This window comes from Streptomyces pseudovenezuelae (assembly GCF_001513955.1).
Taxonomy (GTDB): Bacteria; Actinomycetota; Actinomycetes; order Streptomycetales; family Streptomycetaceae; genus Streptomyces; species Streptomyces pseudovenezuelae.
Genome location: NZ_KQ948145.1, coordinates 170,865 through 186,818 on the forward strand (window position 1 = coordinate 170,865; position 15,954 = coordinate 186,818).

Below are 15,954 nucleotides of genomic sequence, written 5' to 3' on the forward strand. Positions count from 1 at the left end.
GTCACGTTAGAGCCTCGGGCGAGGGCACATCGTCGCGCACGGCGGCGACGGCCCGTCCCGCCGGTGCGGGGGGTCGCGGCGGGCAGCCGTTGCGCTCGGCGATCTCCGTGACGCGCTCCAGGCTCTCGCACTCCAGGACCCAGTAGCCGCACAGCAGCTCCTCGGTCTCGCCGTACGGCCCGTCGGTGATCACGGCCTTGCCGTCGATGTCCCGGCTGACGTGCCGGGTCCTGGCGGGCTCGGCGAGGCCCTGGCCGTCGAGCAGCTCGCCGGTCTCGGACAGGTCGGCGTTGACGGCGCCCATGAAGGCGTACATCGCCTGGATCTCCTGCTCGCTCCAGGCCGGCGAGTACGCGGAGCCCATGCCGCGCAGTGGCGTCGTAGTCGGCCTGCGATCCCCGCACCATGACCAGGTACTTCATGATTCCGCTCCTTGAGGGCTGCCGGAGCCGGGGACGGATTCTCCGCAGGGGTTCAGGAACTTTTTCCGGCGGGTGCGCCGCCGTGGTCCTCGCCGGACCCGACGGCCCGGTCGGACGCCTCGCACCCGGGGTTGTGGCACGGGCCGCCCGTCCACACGGGCACCCATGCACCGAGCGTCTTGTGACGCCGTACGACTGTCTCGACCGGCTGTCCGCAGACGGGACAGACGCGTTCGTCGCTGTCCATGTCCTCAGGGTAGGGCGAAGGGGCCGCGGGCGCTTCCCTCAGCTTTTCCTTTTCCTGCCGTACGTCCGCACCACCACGCCGTTGTCGAACACGCGCACCTCGTCGAGCGCGAACTCGGTGACGGCGAACCCGGAACCGAACATCGGCATGCCGGTACCGAGCGTGACGGGGTACGTCTTGATGACCAGTTCGTCGATCTCCTCATGGAGTTCGCCCGCGAGCCGCGAGCCGCCGCACAGGTAGATGCCGAACCGGCTGTCCTCCGCCTTCAGTTCGCGCACCCTGGTGACCAGGTCGTCGCCGATGATCTCGACGTGCGGGTCCGGCGACTCGGCGAGGGTGCGCGAGGCGACGTACTCGCGCAGGTGGTCGTACGGGCTGGTGATGCCCTCCTTCAGGGCCACCTCGTAGCTGCCGCGGCCCTGGACGACCGTGTCGAACCTTCTGGGCTCCAGGTCGTGGATGCCGAGGGCCCGGCGGCCCTGGGCGGAGATGGTCTCCGGGAACTCGGCCTTGAGGTAGGAGAGGAACTCCTCGTCGACGAACGGGTACATGAACGACGCGTCGCCGCTCTCGTCCCCGATGAAGCCGTCGATCGTGCAGGCGATGAAGTACGTGAGCTTTCGCAAGCGGGTCTCTTTTCGTAGGCTGCGCCCGGAGGAAGTAACCACTTCATTTGTAGTGCTTCACTTGTAGTGGTTGCAAGGGTATTTTTTTCGCCGACCCGGTCGGAGGGTCGGGACCGCCGGCTGGAAGGAGAGATTCCGCGATGGTCAGCAATCCGGAGCGCCGGGCCGCGCTCGTGGACGCGGGGGTCGAGGTGCTCGCTCGCGAGGGAGCGCGCGGACTGACGTTCCGCGCGGTCGACACCGAGGCGGGAGTCCCCGTGGGGACCGCCTCGAACTACTTCACGGACCGCGTCGACCTGCTGAAGCAGATCGACACCCGCCTGCACGTACGGCTGGCCCCGGACCCGGACAAGCTCGCCGAACTGCTGACCCGGCCGAAGGACCGGTCCCTGGTCGCGGCGTTCATGCACGACCTGATGGCCCGCGCGACCCATGACCGCACGGGCTATCTGGCCCTGCTGGAAATGCGCCTGGAGGCCACCCGCCGCCCCGAACTCCGCGCCTCCTACACCCGGTCGGTCCGGGCGGACCTCGACGAGGGCCTCCGGTTCCACCGCGAGGCGGGCCTGCCGGGCGGCGACGAGACGGTCACGGTGCTCTATCTGGCCATGCTGGGGCTGCTGTTGGAACACCTGACACTCCCCGGGACGCTGGAGGGAGTGCTGCCGGAGGTGCAGGTCCCGGAGGGGCTGGTGGAACGGATCGTGGAGGCGGTCGTCCCGGTGAGCTAGTCGGGAGCGCGCGGAGAGTCCCGCGATCAGCCATCCACCCACCGCTCGGCCACGGCCGCGACTGTCACTGCGGTGCCGCGGCGGCGGCCTGCTCGGCGCCGTGTCGCGAGGCGCGCGGTTCGCGCCACATCGGCCACATCAGGGGCCCGCCGGGCAGCTCCAGCGGCTGCTCCACCAGCTCGAACCCGAGCCGCTCGTACAGCCCCCGGCTCCGCGAGCTGCTCGCCTCCAGGTACGTCGGCACCCCGTCCCGGTCGCACCGCTCCAGAACCGACCCGATGAGCGCGGTCCCGAGCCCCTCCCCCTGCCGCCCAGGGGCCACGCCGATCATCCACAGATACTCATGGGCCCGTCCGGCCGGATGCACCTCGGCCGTGAGGCGCCCGATCAGCTCGATGCGCTCGTTGTCCGGATCGAGAGCCTCACGCAGGGCGGCGAACTCGTCCTCGCCGTCGTGCCCACCCTCGTGCTCGTCGCCCCCGTCCGCGGGCATCGGCAGCCACAACGCGCAGGCGGTCCCGTCCTCCGTGACATCCACCCGCCCCTCGGCCATCACGATGTCCACGAACGCGGCCATCAACCGGGGATGCGTCGTACGGCGGTACTCCTCCTCCGGGAAGATCCAGCCACTGACCGGATCGTCCTGGAAGGCGTCGTCCAGCAGCCGCGTCACCAGTTCGCGATCGCTTGCGCCGGCCGTCCGTATCGCCACGCCCATGCCCCACCCCTTCAACTCAACCACCCTTGGCCACAAGGATGTTGAGACTAACCGGTGAGCAGGCGGAACGGGCATGCGGAACGGTCATGTGGAGCGGTCATGTGGAGCTAGCACGCGGAAGCGGGCCCCGCACACCGTGGGGATGTGCGGGACCCGTCGGCCGGAACCCCCGGGGCCCGCGCGGGGTCAGGACCGCGTGGTTCCGAGTGCTCCGGGGTCCTCAGGCGCTGCGCCGCGTCACGAACTCCGCGAGCGAGAGCAGTCCACCCGCCGCCTCCGGATCCGGCACCGCACGGGCCAGCTGCCCCATCGCCCGGGCCATCCGGTCGGCCGCCTGCGCCTGCGCCCAGTCGCGGCCGCCGGCCTCCTCGACGGCGAGGGCCGTACGCGCCAGGTCCGCCTCGGTGTACGGCGCCGCGTACAGCTCGGCCAGGTCCGCGGCCGCCGCCGTGCCCGAGGTGAGCGCGGCGACCACCGGGAGGGACTTCTTGCGGGCCGCGAGGTCCGCGCCGGCCGGTTTGCCGGTGCGGCTCGGGTCGCCCCATATGCCGATCACGTCGTCGATGAGCTGGAACGCGAGGCCCGCCTCCCGGCCGAAGGCGTCCAGCGCCCCGACGTCCTCGGCGGACGCGCCCGCGTACAGCGCGCCGAGCGCACAGGCGCACCCGAGCAGCGCGCCCGTCTTGGCCTCGGCCATCACGAGCACCTGGTCGAGGGTGACCTCGTCGGGGCCGAGTCCCTGCATGGCGGTGTCCTCGTGCTGGCCCTCGCAGAGCTCGACGACACAGGCCGCGAGCCGGGCCGCCGCCGGTGCCGCGGCGGGGTGAGGGTCCTCGGCCAGCAGCCGGAGCGCGAGGGCCTGGAGGGCGTCCCCGGCGAGGATCGCGTCGGCGTCGCCGAACACGGTCCACGCGGTGGGGCGGTGCCGGCGGGTGGTGTCGCGGTCCATCACGTCGTCGTGCAGCAGCGTGAAGTTGTGGACCAGCTCCACCGCCACGGCTGCCCGGACGGCTGCCGCCCGTGCCCGCTCCCCGCCGAGAGCGGCGGCCGCGGTGAGGACGAGCGCGGGGCGGATCGCCTTGCCCGCGTTGCCCGCCGCCGGGGTGCCGTCGGCGTGCTCCCAGCCGAAGTGGTACAGCGCGACCCTGCGCAGGGAACCGGGCAGCGACTCCAGCGCGGCCCGCAACTCGGGATCGACCGACGCCCGGACCCGCTCCAGGATCACCACGGCCTCCTGCCCATCGACAGCGAGCGTCTCCGACGGGGCGCCGGACTCGTGACACGGACGGGCTTGGGGTGGCACGTCGACCCCGGGCGGCGGGCTGGCTTGGGGCGGCACGTCGGCCCCGGGGAGCTGACGGGCTTGGGGTGGCACGTCGACTCCGCGAAGCGGACGCTCCTCGGCCGGCAGACCGGAACCATGGACCGGCCATGCCTCGGAAGGCTGCTCGGCCCCGGGAAGCGGCTGCGCCCCGCAGCGCACGTCGGTCACGGGAAGTGGCCGCACCCCAGGCCTGTGAAACGGCTGGGCTTCGGGGCGCGCGACGGACCCTTGAAGCGGACGCTCCTCGGACGCCAGGCCGGAACGATGGACCAGCCGCGCCTCGGAAGGCGGGTCGGACCCATGCAGCAGCTGCTCCCCAGAGGGCAGGCCGGAACCATGCAACAGCTGTGCCCCGGACCGCACGTCAGCCCCGTGAGGCGGGCTCGCCTCGGCCCCCTCGGGTCGCCCCCTCTCCCCGACCGGTGACCCGACCCCCGAACGCTCGGTGGACGGCACCTGCCTCCCCCCGGTGGCCGGCGCCCGCACCTCCGTCCCTTCTGTCGCCAGTGCCCGGGTGCCCTTCGTGCGTGCTTGCGTGCCCGTCGTGAACTCGGCCATGGAACCCCCCTCGGTCAGTCCGCCAACGGTGCTGCGAGGTGTCTCGACTCCGGAGGCCGGCCGGGGCGCCCCCGCCCCGGTGCCCGCCGGGGGTCCCCCCACCCCGGTGGGCGGGGGCACGGCTCCCCGGCGCGGGGACGTCACCTCCAGCGGCCGATCTCGACGTTCTCCAGGACTCCGAGCGCGTCCGGCACCAGCACGGCCGCCGAGTAGTAGGCCGTCACCAGGTACTTGATGATCGACTGTTCGTTGATGCCCATGAACCGCACCGACAGGCTCGGCTCGATCTCGTCCGGGATGCCGGCCTGCTGGAGACCGATCACGCCCTGCTCGGCCTCACCGGTACGCATGGCGATGATCGAGGTGGTCCGCTCCGGGGTGACCGGGATCTTGTTGCACGGATAGATCGGCACCCCGCGCCAGGTGGGAATGCGGTTGCCGCCCATGTCGATGGTCTCGGGGACCAGTCCGCGCTTGTTGAGCTCACGGCCGATCGCGGAGATCGCGCGCGGGTGGGCCAGCAGCAGCTTGGTGCCCCGGCGGCGGCTGAGCAGCTCGTCGAGGTCGTCGGGGCTGGGCACGCCGTCGTGCGGCTGGAGCCGCTGGTCGTACTCGCAGTTGTTCAGCAGCCCGAACTCGCGGTTGTTGACGAGCTCGTGCTCCTGGCGCTCCTTGAGTGCCTCGACGGTCAGCCGGATCTGCTGTTCCGTCTGGTTCATCGGCTGGTTGTAGAGGTCGGCCACCCGGGTGTGGATGCGCAGGACGGTCTGGGCGATGCTCAGCTCGTACTCACGCGGACTGGCGTCGTAGTCCACGAAGGTGTGCGGGATGTCGGGCTCGCCGTCATGGCCCGCCGCGAGGTCGATCTCCTTCTCGCCGTACTTGTTGGTGCGCTGCGAGGGGATCGCGCGCTGTTCCCGCAGGTGCTCGCGCAGGGCTTCGGCACGCTCCGCCACCTGGTCGACGTCCTGGCGGGGCAGCACGAGGACCGTGCAGGCGGTGGCCGCGCGGGCGGTGTACTCCCAGATGGCGTCCGGGTCCAGGAGCGCCTGGTCGCCGAAGTAGGCGCCGTCCGCGAGGACTCCGAGGACCGCGTCGTCGCCGTAGGGGCCGGTGCCGACCTTCTCCACCCTGCCGTGCGCCAGCAGGTACACCTCGTCGGCCTGGGCGCCGAACGAGGCGATCACAGAACCCTGGGTGAACTCCCGCTGCTGGCAGCGCTGGGCGAGCTCGGAGAGCACGGCGTCGTCCTCGTACGACCTGAGCGCCGGCAGCTCGCGCAGCTCGGCGGGGATCACCTCGACCCGGTCCCCGGTCTTCACGAAGGTCACCCGGCCGTCACCGACGGCGTAGCTCAGGCGTCGGTTCACCCGGTACGTACCACCCTGCACGTTCACCCAGGGCAGCGTGCGCAGCAGCCAGCGGGAGCTGATCTCCTGCATCTGGGGTGCCGACTTGGTGGTGGTGGCCAGGTTCCGCGCGGCCGCCGTGCCGAGACTCTGCTGCGGCCGGCCCTGCTCGGTGCGGACCTCTTCGCCTACCGACATAAGGAATTGCCCTCCCGGTACATGCCCGGACGCGCTCTACGCCCGGGCATCGATGTGCAGGAGCCAGCCTTCCTCACGGAGCGTGCCAGTGCTATTACACGAAAGAGGGGGAATGGATCATTGCGAGGTTGGGCATATGCGCGCTTCCTATCCGCTGACGCCCCCTCAATTCCACCGTCATGAACGGAATTTGACTGTCCGAATCAGCTCGCACGCTGTGCGAACGAGGAGTCGGAGTCCGCCGCTTTCGGTACAAGGACCAGTAGGGGCCGGCCGCGGTCGGCGGCCGGCGCGCAGCACGAAGGAGGGAGCCATGGCCTCACCCATGTCCGCGGGCAGATTCCTGGCCGTCCTGCGGGCGGAGGGCGCCACCGTCGTCGAGGTCGGCGACTGGGAGCACCACAACCGCAACCATGTCGGCGCCTGGGGACCGGTGCACGGCGTGATGATCCACCACACGGTGACCAGCGGCAGCGCGGCGACGGTCGAGCTGTGCCGCAAGGGCTACACCGGCCTGCCGGGCCCCCTGTGCCACGGCGTCATCACCAAGGACGGCACCGTCCATCTCGTCGGCTACGGCCGCGCCAACCACGCCGGTCTCGGCGACGACGACGTCCTGCGCGCGGTGATCGCGGAAACGGCGCTGCCCCCCGACAACGAGGCCAACACCGACGGCAACCGCCACTTCTACGGCTTCGAGTGCGAGAACCTCGGCGACGGCGAGGACCCCTGGCCGGCCGCCCAGCTGACCGCGATCGAGCGGGTCTCCGCGGCGGTGTGCCGCTACCACGGCTGGACGGAGCGGTCGGTCATCGGCCACCTGGAGTGGCAGCCGGGCAAGGTGGATCCGCGGGGCTTCACTATGGCCTGGCTGCGGGGCCGGATCCGGGAGCGCCTGACGTGAGCGCGCAGGTCACAATGGGGGCGTGACCGGCCTCGACACCCTGCGCCCCCGCCTCCCCTCGCCCCTGCAGGAGCTGTCGGACCCCCGCTTCGCCCGGCACGGCCTGCGCCTTCTCCTCAAGCGTGACGACCTGATCCACCCCGAGCTCATCGGCAACAAGTGGCGCAAACTCGCGCCGAACCTCACCGCGGCCGCCGGCCGTACGGTCCTCACCTTCGGCGGCGCGTACTCCAACCACCTGCGCGCCACAGCGGCCGCCGGACGGCTCCTCGGCCTGTCCACGGTCGGTGTGGTCCGCGGTGCGGAACTCGCCGGCCGCCCCCTGAACCCCTCGCTGGCCCGGTGCGCGGCCGACGGCATGCGACTGCACTTCGTCGACCGGTCGACGTACCGGCGCAAGACCGAACCGGACACTCTCGCGCGCGTGCTGCGGGCGACGGACGCCGAGGACGCGTACGTCGTCCCGGAGGGTGGCAGCAACCCGCTCGCGGTACGAGGATGCCGCGCGCTGGGCGAGGAGCTGGCGGGGCGGGCCGACGTGGTCGCGATCGCCTGCGGCACCGGCGGCACCCTCGCTGGCCTCGCGGCGGGCCTGGCCCCGGATCAGCGCTGCCTGGGCTTTTCGGTCCTCAAGGGCGGCTTCCTGACCGTCGACACGGAGTCCCTGCAACGCCGTGCCTTCGGTGCCCGGTGCGGTGACTGGACGATCGACGACCGTTTCCACTTCGGCGGCTACGCCCGCACCACGCCGGAACTCGACGCCTTCGCCGAGGACTTCGGGCACCGCCACGGCCTGCCCGTGGAACGTCTTTATGTCGCCAAGTTGCTGTACGGACTTGTCGCCCTCGCCGAAGAGGGCGCCTTCGCGCGCGGGACGACCCTCGCGGCGGTCGTCACGGGCCGCCCCTTCCCCTGAGTCCTGCCAGCCTCACCCCGGCTCCAGCCTCACTGGGCCGCCTCCCGGTAGGCCGCCGCCTCCTCCAGGTCGAGCCTGCGCAGCAGCGTCCGCAGCATCTCGTCGTCGATGTACCGCAGGTCCCGCAGCTTCACGAAGACCGCGCGCTCGGCGCCGATCATCTCCCCGGACAGCCGCCGATACGTGTCGTCGACGGTTTCGCCGGTCACCGGGTTCACCGCTCCGAGGCGTTCCCACACGGCGTTGCGGCGGCGGTCCAGGACCGTGCGCAGGCGGTCGGCGAGGGGTGGCGGCAGGGCGTTGCGCTCGTCGGAGAGGAGTTCGTCCAGACGCCGTTCGGCGGCTCGCGAGGCCTGCGCCTGGGCATTGGCCTCGGCGAGGGTCTCGGCCTGCTGGTCACGGCCGGGGAGCTTCAGCAGACGGATCAGCGGGGGCAGGGTGACGCCCTGGACGACGAGGGTGCCGATGACCGTGGTGAAGGTCAGGAAGAGGATCAGGTTGCGGCCCGCGAACGGCTCGCCGTCGTGCAGGTGCTCCGGGATGGAGAAGGCGATCGCCAGCGAGACCACGCCCCGCATCCCGGCCCAGGCGATGACGAAGGGCGCCTTCCAGGTCGGGTTGTCCTCGCGCTCGCGGATCCTGGCGGACAGGAGGCGCGGCAGGAAGGTCGCCGGATAGACCCAGACGAACCTCGACACGACGACCACGAGGAAGACGGCGATCGCATACCAGGCGGCGCGGCCGCCCTCGTACTCCCCGAGGCCCTTCAGCACGACGGGCAGTTGCAGCCCGATGAGGGCGAACACCGACGACTCCAGGACGAAGGCGACCATCTTCCAGACGGCGTCCTCCTGGAGGCGCGTCGCGAAGTCGACCTCCCACGCGCGGTGCCCGAGGAAGAGGGCCACCACGACCACCGCGAGCACCCCGGACGCGTGGAACTGCTCGGCCGCCGCGTAGGCGACGAACGGGATCAGCAGGGAGAGGGTGTTCTGGAGCAGCGGCTCCTTGAGGTGGGTCCGCAGCCAGTGGATCGGCACCATCAGCACCAGACCGACCGCGACCCCGCCGACCGCCGCGAGCAGGAACTCGCCGATACCGCCCGCCCAGGTGGCGCCCTCGCCGATCGCGGCCGCGAGCGCGACCCGGTAGGCGGTGATCGCGGTCGCGTCGTTCACCAGGGACTCGCCCTGGAGGATGGTCGTGATCCTGGAGGGCAGCCCCACCCGGCGTGCCACCGCCGTCGCCGCGACCGCGTCCGGCGGCGCCACCACCGCGCCCAGCACGAGCGCCCCGGTCAGCGAGAGTCCCGGCACGATCCGGTACGCCGCCCAGCCGACCACGAGGGTCGCGAAGAGCACGTACCCCACCGACAGCAGCGCCACGGGCCGCATTTGTGCCCTGAGGTCGAGATAGGAGCTGTCGGTGGCCGCGGAGTGCAGCAGCGGCGGCAGGATGATCGGCAGGACCACGTCCGGGTCGAGCGTGTACTCGGGGACGCCGGGAAGGTACGAGACCAGCAGTCCGACCGCGACCAGCAGCAGCGGCGCCGGCACCGGGGTGCGCCGGGCAGCCGCGGCGATCGCCGCACTGCCCGCCACCAGCAGCAGCAGTGGCATCACGTCCATGACCCTCGCCCGCCCTCGCTCATCGTCGTGCGCCCGCCCTCATTTTCCGCGCGGCCGCCCGCGCGGCCGTCGTAACCTGGCAATCATGAAACAGTGCACGCACGCCGACGCGCTGCCGCACCCGGAGCCCGAGCCGCTCAGCGAGACGTGCCCGGAGTGTCTGAGGGACGGTACCCACCCCGTACAACTGCGCCTGTGCCTGTCCTGCGGTCACGTCGGCTGCTGCGACTCCTCACCGGGACAACATGCGACGAAGCACCACAAGGACTCCGACCACCCGGTCATGCGGACTCACGAACCGGGTGAGAACTGGCGTTGGTGCTTCGTGGACCATGTCCTTGTGTGACCCTGGACCCCAGGGTTCCAGGACGGTTCGACCGTCTGACGTCTGGGTACGTCAACCCGGCGCGCGTTCTTCCCAATTGGAGCCGCAAACCCCTAGACACGGAGCGTGTCCACAGTTTTACTGTGAGTGACGGCAAGGGGTTGGGGTCCCGGGGACAGGAAAGTCGAGAGCGCGGTAGCGTCACCGCTGAACACACGTCGCGTTACTCCGGGGGGCGACCCTCGGCCCCCGTAAAGCTTGTACCACCTTGGAGGTGAGGGTGTCCCAGATCGCAGGCGAGCCCGCGACCCAGGACTTCGTGGAAGTCCGGCTGCCGGCCGCGGGTGCCTACCTGTCGGTGCTGCGGACGGCCACGGCCGGCCTCGCGGCCCGTTTGGACTTCACCCTCGACGAGATCGAGGACCTGCGCATCGCGGTGGACGAGGCCTGCGCGATCCTGCTCCAGCAGGCCGTGCCCGGCTCGGTGCTCAGCTGTGTCTTCCGCCTCGTCGACGACTCGCTGGAGGTCACCGTCTCGGCCCCCACCACGGACGGTCACGCACCGTCACGGGACACCTTCGCCTGGACCGTCCTCTCGGCCCTCGCGGGCAAGGTCTCGTCGGCCGTGGACGAGGACAAGACCGTTTCGATCAGCCTCTACAAACAGCGCGGCGCGGGACCCGGGCCGGCGTGAGGGACGGGGACGGGCCGGTGCGGGACGAAGAGCGCGGCACACGGGAGCTGCCGGCCGAGGGCGGACACCGTCCTCCCTGCCCGAGCGGCGCCGACAGCCTGGGCGACGAAGGCCCCGGCGGTTCCCGCCGCATGGCGGACGGCATCGACGGCATCCCCGAGCAGGCCCGGCCGCATCCGGAGGAGGACGTCGTCGACACGACGGCGACCGGCCTGCTGGACGACGGGCAGCGTGATCGGAAAAGTGCCGTGCAGGGTGCGCCTCCGGCAGGGCGGGCCGGGGTCCTCCCGGTGCCGACGGAGGCGAGGGCTCGTGGAAGGGCGACGGGCGGGACGATGAGCGAGCACGAGCGAAACGCAGAGGACGGCGCGGCGGGCGCGAACAACACGCCGGTCCCACGGCACGATCCACAGGACCGCAGCGGGGCACGTGCCCTTTTCATCGAGCTGCGCGCCCTGAAGGACGGCAGCCCGGAGTACGCGGAGCTGCGCAACCGGCTGGTCCGGATGCACCTGCCGCTCGTCGAGCACCTCGCCCGCCGCTTCCGCAACCGCGGCGAGCCGCTGGACGACCTGACCCAGGTCGCCACGATCGGCCTGATCAAGTCGGTCGACCGCTTCGACCCGGACCGCGGGGTGGAGTTCTCGACCTACGCGACCCCCACGGTCGTCGGTGAGATCAAGCGCCACTTCCGCGACAAGGGCTGGGCGGTCCGGGTGCCCCGGCGCCTTCAGGAACTGCGCCTGTCCCTGACGACGGCCACGGCGGAGCTCTCCCAGCAGCACGGCCGCTCCCCCACGGTCCACGAACTGGCCGAGAAACTGGCCATCTCGGAGGAGGAGGTCCTGGAGGGCCTGGAGTCCGCCAACGCGTACTCCACGCTGTCCCTGGACGTCCCCGACACGGACGACGAGTCCCCGGCGGTGGCGGACACCCTCGGCGCGGAGGACGAGGCGCTGGAGGGCGTCGAGTACCGGGAGTCGCTCAAGCCGCTGCTTGAGGACCTGCCGCCGCGCGAGAAGCGAATCCTTCTCCTCCGCTTCTTCGGCAACATGACCCAGTCGCAGATCGCGCAGGAGGTCGGCATCTCCCAGATGCACGTCTCCCGCCTGCTGGCCCGCACCCTGGCCCAGCTCCGGGAGAAGCTGCTGGTGGAGGAGTAGGCCGACCCGGCCCACCCCCAGCGAGGTCCGAGCGTCCGGCGCACCGCCGGACTCGGGCCCAGGCCGGCCGTCGGCACAGCCTGCTTGGCACTCCCCGCTTCGGCACCGACCGGCCGCTCAGGTCCTACGGCGACGGCAGGCCGCGCGGCCCGGCAGCCACCGCTCGCTCACCGGCCCCGCACGTCGGGGTACCGCTACTGCTTGCCGTCCTGTGCCCGTCCCGGGCCCCGGATTCCGAGCGCCTGGGTCGTCGCCGGGTTGATCAGGAGGATCAGCGCGACCACCGCGACGACCGCGAGGACGATGCCCGCCGGGATCGCCACGCTGTCGGCCTGGAGGAGGTTGTAGGCGACGGGCAGGGCCATGATCTGGGTGATCACCGCAGGACCCCGGCTCCAGCTGCGCCGGCCGAGCAGCCCGCGGGCGGCGAGCAGCGGCAGCAGCGCGAGGACGATCAGCGTGACGCCCCCGGTGACGGCCGACTGCCGGTCGTCCGGGTCCCCGGCCAGGCCCTCCACGAGCATCCCGACGCCTCCCACGACGAGCGCGAGCCCTTCCAGGGCGGCCAGGGCGGCGGCGTACGTCAGGCGCCGCGGGCGCGGACCGGCGGTCTCGGGGATGACGGGGGTCTGCTCACTACTCACCCCTGAAGGGTAGCCCTCGCCCCCGAAGTGCCCGCGGGTGAGGCGCGGACAACGCACACCGCCGCACTCGGGTTGCCCCCGGCCCCCGTGGCAAGGTTCACGTGCCGAAGTCTTACGTGATCCCTACCTCGACCTGTGCCCGGTACCACCCAGTAGGTACGCTGCAACCCATGCGTGCACTTCTCGTGGTCAATCCGGCGGCAACCACCACAAGCGCACGTACGCGCGATGTCCTCATCCACGCGCTCGCGAGCGAGATGAAGCTGGAAGCGGTCACCACCGAGTACCGCGGCCACGCACGCGACCTGGGCCGGCAGGCGGCGGAGAGCAAGGACATCGACCTGGTCGTGGCCCTGGGTGGCGACGGCACGGTCAACGAGGTGGTCAACGGCCTCCTGCACGCCGGCCCCGCCCCCGAGCACCTTCCCGGCCTCGCCGTGGTCCCCGGCGGCTCCACCAACGTCTTCGCCCGCGCCCTCGGCCTGCCCAACGACGCGGTCGAGTCCACCGGCGCCCTCCTGGACGCCCTGCGCGAGGGCAGCGAGCGGACGGTCGGCCTGGGTCTGGCCTCCGGCACACCCGGCACCGAGGACGAAGCCGTACCGGGACGCTGGTTCACGTTCAACGCGGGGCTCGGATTCGACGCGGGTGTGGTCGGCCGGGTCGAGCAGCAGCGGGAGCGCGGCAGGAAATCCACACACGCTCTCTACGTCCGCCAGGCCCTGCGCCAGTTCTTCGGCGAGGCGCACCGCCGGCACGGCACGATCACCGTGGAGCGTCCGGATGCGGAGCCGGTGACCGATCTGGTCCTTTCCATAGTCTCGAACACCTCTCCGTGGACCTTCCTGGGCAATCACCCTATGTACGCGTCGCCTAAGGCCTCGTTCGATAAAGGGCTCGACGTGCTCGGTCTCAGCCGTATGACGACGCCCGCGATGGCCCGATATGGCACCCAGTTGCTCACTTCGTCCCCCGAACGCGGCCCCCATGGCAAGCACGCCGTGTCCCTGCACGACCTGGACCGCTTCACCTTGCATTCGAAGGTGCCCCTGCCCCTCCAGATGGACGGCGACCACCTCGGGCTGCGTACGAGCGTGACGTTCACAGGCGTACGCCGTGCACTGCGTGTGATTGTGTGAGCAGAAGGGGCTAAAGTCCTTTCACTCGAACGTTTAGGCCAGGGTCCACCCCATGGAAGTACGGCTGTGACCTAGTCGACACCGAGGAATCAAAAAAAACTTTCCGGAAGGGGTTGTATCCGCCGCTGAGGTTTGCGAGTCTCTACGTGGCGGTCGGGACAGCCCGCAACACCAGCGTCCACAGGCCACCGGAACCCCTCTTCAATCCACAGGACCACGCCGGGGAAGACTCGGCGATCGGCCCTTCACTTGTTGAGGGATTCGTGAAAGCGTTCACATTCACAAGCAACTTGCACGTAATACCAAGGAGAGGTAGCAGCCATGGACTGGCGTCACAACGCCGTTTGCCGCGAGGAAGACCCCGAGCTCTTCTTCCCCATCGGCAACACCGGTCCTGCGCTGCTGCAGATCGAGGAAGCCAAGGCCGTCTGCCGTCGCTGCCCCGTTATGGATCAGTGTCTGCAGTGGGCGCTCGAGTCCGGTCAGGACTCCGGCGTCTGGGGTGGTCTCAGCGAGGACGAGCGTCGCGCCATGAAGCGCCGTGCCGCCCGCAACCGGGCCCGTCAGGCCTCCGCCTGACACACCCGCCCCACAAAACAGCCTGAGCTTGGCGGCGCGTACACCGCGTACGCTTCTCCCGCCCCCGAGCCGCAGCGCGCAGTACCCCCGATGCGCAGCACACGCTGGCAACGAGCATTTGAGCCCCGGACCCCTGAACGGTCCGGGGCTTTTTGCTGCGCCCGGACCGTGTGCGGCCCTACTTGTGCGCCTGCACCGGCACATCCAGGATCACCCGGGTGCCGCCCTCCGGCACCGGGACCATGTCGAACGTGCCGCCCAACTCGCCTTCCACCAGCGTCCGTACGATCTGCAGGCCCAGGTTGCCCCCGGTGTGCGGGTCGAAGCCCTCGGGCAGACCGACGCCGTCGTCCTGGACGGTCACGAGAAGGCGGGCCTCCTTGGTGGTGCCGCCGCGGACGGCCGACACCTCGACCGTGCCGGTCTCGCCCTCGCGGAAGCCGTGCTCCAGGGCGTTCTGGAGGATTTCCGTGAGGACCATCGACAGGGGGGTGGCGACCTCGGCATCCAGGATGCCGAAGCGTCCGCTGCGCCGGCCGGTGACCTTGCCCGGGGAGATCTCGGCGACCATGGCGAGCACCCGGTCGGCGATCTCGTCGAACTCCACGCGCTCGTCCAGGTTCTGAGACAGCGTCTCGTGCACGATCGCGATCGAGCCGACCCGCCGTACCGCCTCTTCGAGGGCCTCCCGGCCGCGGTCGGACTCGATGCGCCGGGCCTGGAGGCGGAGCAGGGCCGCCACCGTCTGGAGGTTGTTCTTCACCCGGTGGTGGATCTCCCGGATGGTCGCGTCCTTGGTGATCAACTCGCGCTCGCGGCGGCGCAGTTCGGTCACGTCCCGTAGCAGGACCAGTGAACCGATGCGGGTGCCCTTGGGCTTGAGGGGAATCGCCCGGAACTGGATGACCCCGTCGTGCGCCTCGATCTCGAACTCGCGCGGTGCCCAGCCGCTGGCCACCTTGGCGAGCGCCTCGTCCACGGGGCCCCGGGTCGGGGCGAGTTCGGCGGTGGTCCGGCCGAGGTGCTGGCCGACGAGGTCGGAGGCGAGGCCCATGCGGTGGTAGGCGGACAGGGCGTTCGGGGAGGCGTACTGGACGATGCCGTCCGCGTCGAGGCGGATCAGGCCGTCGCCGACGCGCGGGGCCGCGTCCATGTCCATCTGCTGGTTGGGGAACGGGAAGGAGCCGGCCGCGATCATCTGGGCCAGGTCGGACGCGCTCTGCAGATAGGTCAGTTCGAGCCGGCTCGGGGTGCGGACCGTCAGCAGGTTGGTGTTGCGGGCGATGACACCGAGGACGCGCCCCTCCCGTCGTACCGGGATCGACTCGACGCGGACCGGGACCTCCTCGCGCCACTCCGGGTCGCCCTCGCGCACGATCCGGCCCTCGTCGTGCGCCACGTCCAGCAGCGGGCGGCGGCCGCGGGGGACGAGGTGGCCGACCATGTCGTCCTGGTAGGAGGTGGGACCGGTGTTGGGCCGCATCTGGGCGACGGAGACGTATCTGGTGCCGTCGAGAGTGGGGACCCACAGGACGAGGTCGGCGAAGGAGAGGTCGGAGAGCAGCTGCCACTCCGAGACCAGCAGATGCAGCCACTCGAGGTCGGAGTCGTCGAGCGCGGTGTGCTGGCGGACCAGTTCGTTCATGGAGGGCACGGGTGCGAGCGTACCTGGGGGTATGTGAGTGACCTAAAAACACCGGGCCGGGAACAACCGTGCCCGGAAACACCCGCGGGCCGCGGCGCCTGGGAAGGACCCTCAACCTTCCCGGCACCGCAGCCCGGAGCA

General features: G+C 70.8%; 16 protein-coding genes and 1 pseudogene. 8 read left to right on the top strand and 9 right to left on the bottom strand.

The window, feature by feature from the left end; all coding sequences use genetic code 11:
* Position 1: 1 nt before the first annotated feature.
* The 3 genes and pseudogenes from AQI94_RS08145 to AQI94_RS08150 all read right to left on the bottom strand — a co-directional run bounded on the left by AQI94_RS08145 (position 2) and on the right by AQI94_RS08150 (position 1,298).
* Positions 2-422, bottom strand: a pseudogene (locus AQI94_RS08145) (YciI family protein).
* A 52-nt stretch (positions 423-474) separates the two neighbouring features.
* Positions 475-669 (bottom strand): hypothetical protein, encoded by a 195-nt coding sequence (locus AQI94_RS42600; RefSeq protein WP_078902685.1) that lies wholly within the window; start codon positions 667-669, stop codon positions 475-477.
* Between the two features lie 38 nt (positions 670-707).
* On the bottom strand, positions 708-1,298 hold the full coding sequence (locus AQI94_RS08150; protein WP_031042450.1) for a dihydrofolate reductase family protein: 591 nt from the start codon (positions 1,296-1,298) through the stop codon (positions 708-710).
* A gap of 140 nt (positions 1,299-1,438) precedes the next feature.
* On the opposite strand from AQI94_RS08150, the gene AQI94_RS08155 reads away from it, so the two are divergent.
* Positions 1,439-2,029: a TetR/AcrR family transcriptional regulator gene (locus AQI94_RS08155; protein WP_031042447.1), complete on the top strand. Its 591-nt coding sequence runs from the start codon at positions 1,439-1,441 to the stop codon at positions 2,027-2,029.
* A gap of 64 nt (positions 2,030-2,093) precedes the next feature.
* Here AQI94_RS08155 and AQI94_RS08160 read toward each other — a convergent pair whose 3' ends face one another.
* The 3 genes from AQI94_RS08160 to AQI94_RS08175 form a co-directional block, all read right to left on the bottom strand.
* Entirely contained in the window at positions 2,094-2,747 is a 654-nt protein-coding gene (locus AQI94_RS08160) for a GNAT family N-acetyltransferase (protein WP_031042445.1), read from the bottom strand.
* A gap of 220 nt (positions 2,748-2,967) precedes the next feature.
* Entirely contained in the window at positions 2,968-4,050 is a 1,083-nt protein-coding gene (locus tag AQI94_RS08165) for a family 2 encapsulin nanocompartment cargo protein polyprenyl transferase (RefSeq protein WP_051832043.1), read from the bottom strand.
* Between the two features lie 719 nt (positions 4,051-4,769).
* Entirely contained in the window at positions 4,770-6,176 is a 1,407-nt protein-coding gene (locus AQI94_RS08175; RefSeq protein WP_031042441.1) for a family 2B encapsulin nanocompartment shell protein, read from the bottom strand.
* 313 nt (positions 6,177-6,489) lie between these two features.
* Between AQI94_RS08175 and AQI94_RS08180 the strand changes: the two genes are divergently transcribed.
* A complete protein-coding gene (locus AQI94_RS08180; protein ID WP_031042438.1) occupies positions 6,490-7,080 on the top strand; it encodes an N-acetylmuramoyl-L-alanine amidase in 591 nt (196 codons plus the stop codon).
* 22 nt (positions 7,081-7,102) lie between these two features.
* The gene (locus tag AQI94_RS08185) at positions 7,103-7,996 is read left to right on the top strand and encodes a 1-aminocyclopropane-1-carboxylate deaminase/D-cysteine desulfhydrase (RefSeq protein ID WP_031042436.1); all 894 of its coding nucleotides are present in this window, start codon (positions 7,103-7,105) and stop codon (positions 7,994-7,996) included.
* Positions 7,997-8,025: 29 nt separating this feature from the next.
* On the opposite strand, the gene AQI94_RS08190 is transcribed toward AQI94_RS08185, so the two are convergent.
* Positions 8,026-9,624: a Na+/H+ antiporter gene (locus AQI94_RS08190; protein ID WP_031042434.1), complete on the bottom strand. Its 1,599-nt coding sequence runs from the start codon at positions 9,622-9,624 to the stop codon at positions 8,026-8,028.
* Between the two features lie 85 nt (positions 9,625-9,709).
* On the opposite strand from AQI94_RS08190, the gene AQI94_RS42605 reads away from it, so the two are divergent.
* The 3 genes from AQI94_RS42605 (at position 9,710) to AQI94_RS08200 (ending at position 11,806) form a co-directional block, all read left to right on the top strand.
* Positions 9,710-9,970 carry a UBP-type zinc finger domain-containing protein gene (locus AQI94_RS42605; RefSeq protein ID WP_007384626.1) on the top strand — a complete coding sequence of 87 codons (261 nt, stop codon included), beginning with the start codon at positions 9,710-9,712 and terminating at the stop codon, positions 9,968-9,970.
* 259 nt (positions 9,971-10,229) lie between these two features.
* Positions 10,230-10,643, top strand: a complete 414-nt coding sequence (locus tag AQI94_RS08195) for an ATP-binding protein (RefSeq protein WP_004925829.1) — start codon at positions 10,230-10,232, stop codon at positions 10,641-10,643.
* A 17-nt stretch (positions 10,644-10,660) separates the two neighbouring features.
* Positions 10,661-11,806, top strand: a complete 1,146-nt coding sequence (locus AQI94_RS08200; RefSeq protein ID WP_078902684.1) for an RNA polymerase sigma factor SigF — start codon at positions 10,661-10,663, stop codon at positions 11,804-11,806.
* Positions 11,807-12,000: 194 nt separating this feature from the next.
* On the opposite strand, the gene AQI94_RS08205 is transcribed toward AQI94_RS08200, so the two are convergent.
* Positions 12,001-12,450 carry a hypothetical protein gene (locus AQI94_RS08205; RefSeq protein ID WP_031042428.1) on the bottom strand — a complete coding sequence of 150 codons (450 nt, stop codon included), beginning with the start codon at positions 12,448-12,450 and terminating at the stop codon, positions 12,001-12,003.
* A gap of 170 nt (positions 12,451-12,620) precedes the next feature.
* Here AQI94_RS08205 and AQI94_RS08210 point away from each other — a divergent pair, with 170 nt between their 5' ends.
* Together AQI94_RS08210 and AQI94_RS08215 are read left to right on the top strand one after the other, a co-directional pair.
* The gene (locus AQI94_RS08210) at positions 12,621-13,589 is read left to right on the top strand and encodes a diacylglycerol/lipid kinase family protein (RefSeq protein ID WP_031042426.1); all 969 of its coding nucleotides are present in this window, start codon (positions 12,621-12,623) and stop codon (positions 13,587-13,589) included.
* A gap of 321 nt (positions 13,590-13,910) precedes the next feature.
* Positions 13,911-14,168 carry a WhiB family transcriptional regulator gene (locus AQI94_RS08215; protein ID WP_006142322.1) on the top strand — a complete coding sequence of 86 codons (258 nt, stop codon included), beginning with the start codon at positions 13,911-13,913 and terminating at the stop codon, positions 14,166-14,168.
* Between the two features lie 178 nt (positions 14,169-14,346).
* Here AQI94_RS08215 and AQI94_RS08220 read toward each other — a convergent pair whose 3' ends face one another.
* Entirely contained in the window at positions 14,347-15,813 is a 1,467-nt protein-coding gene (locus AQI94_RS08220) for a sensor histidine kinase (protein ID WP_031042422.1), read from the bottom strand.
* Between the last annotated feature and the right edge of the window lie 141 nt (positions 15,814-15,954).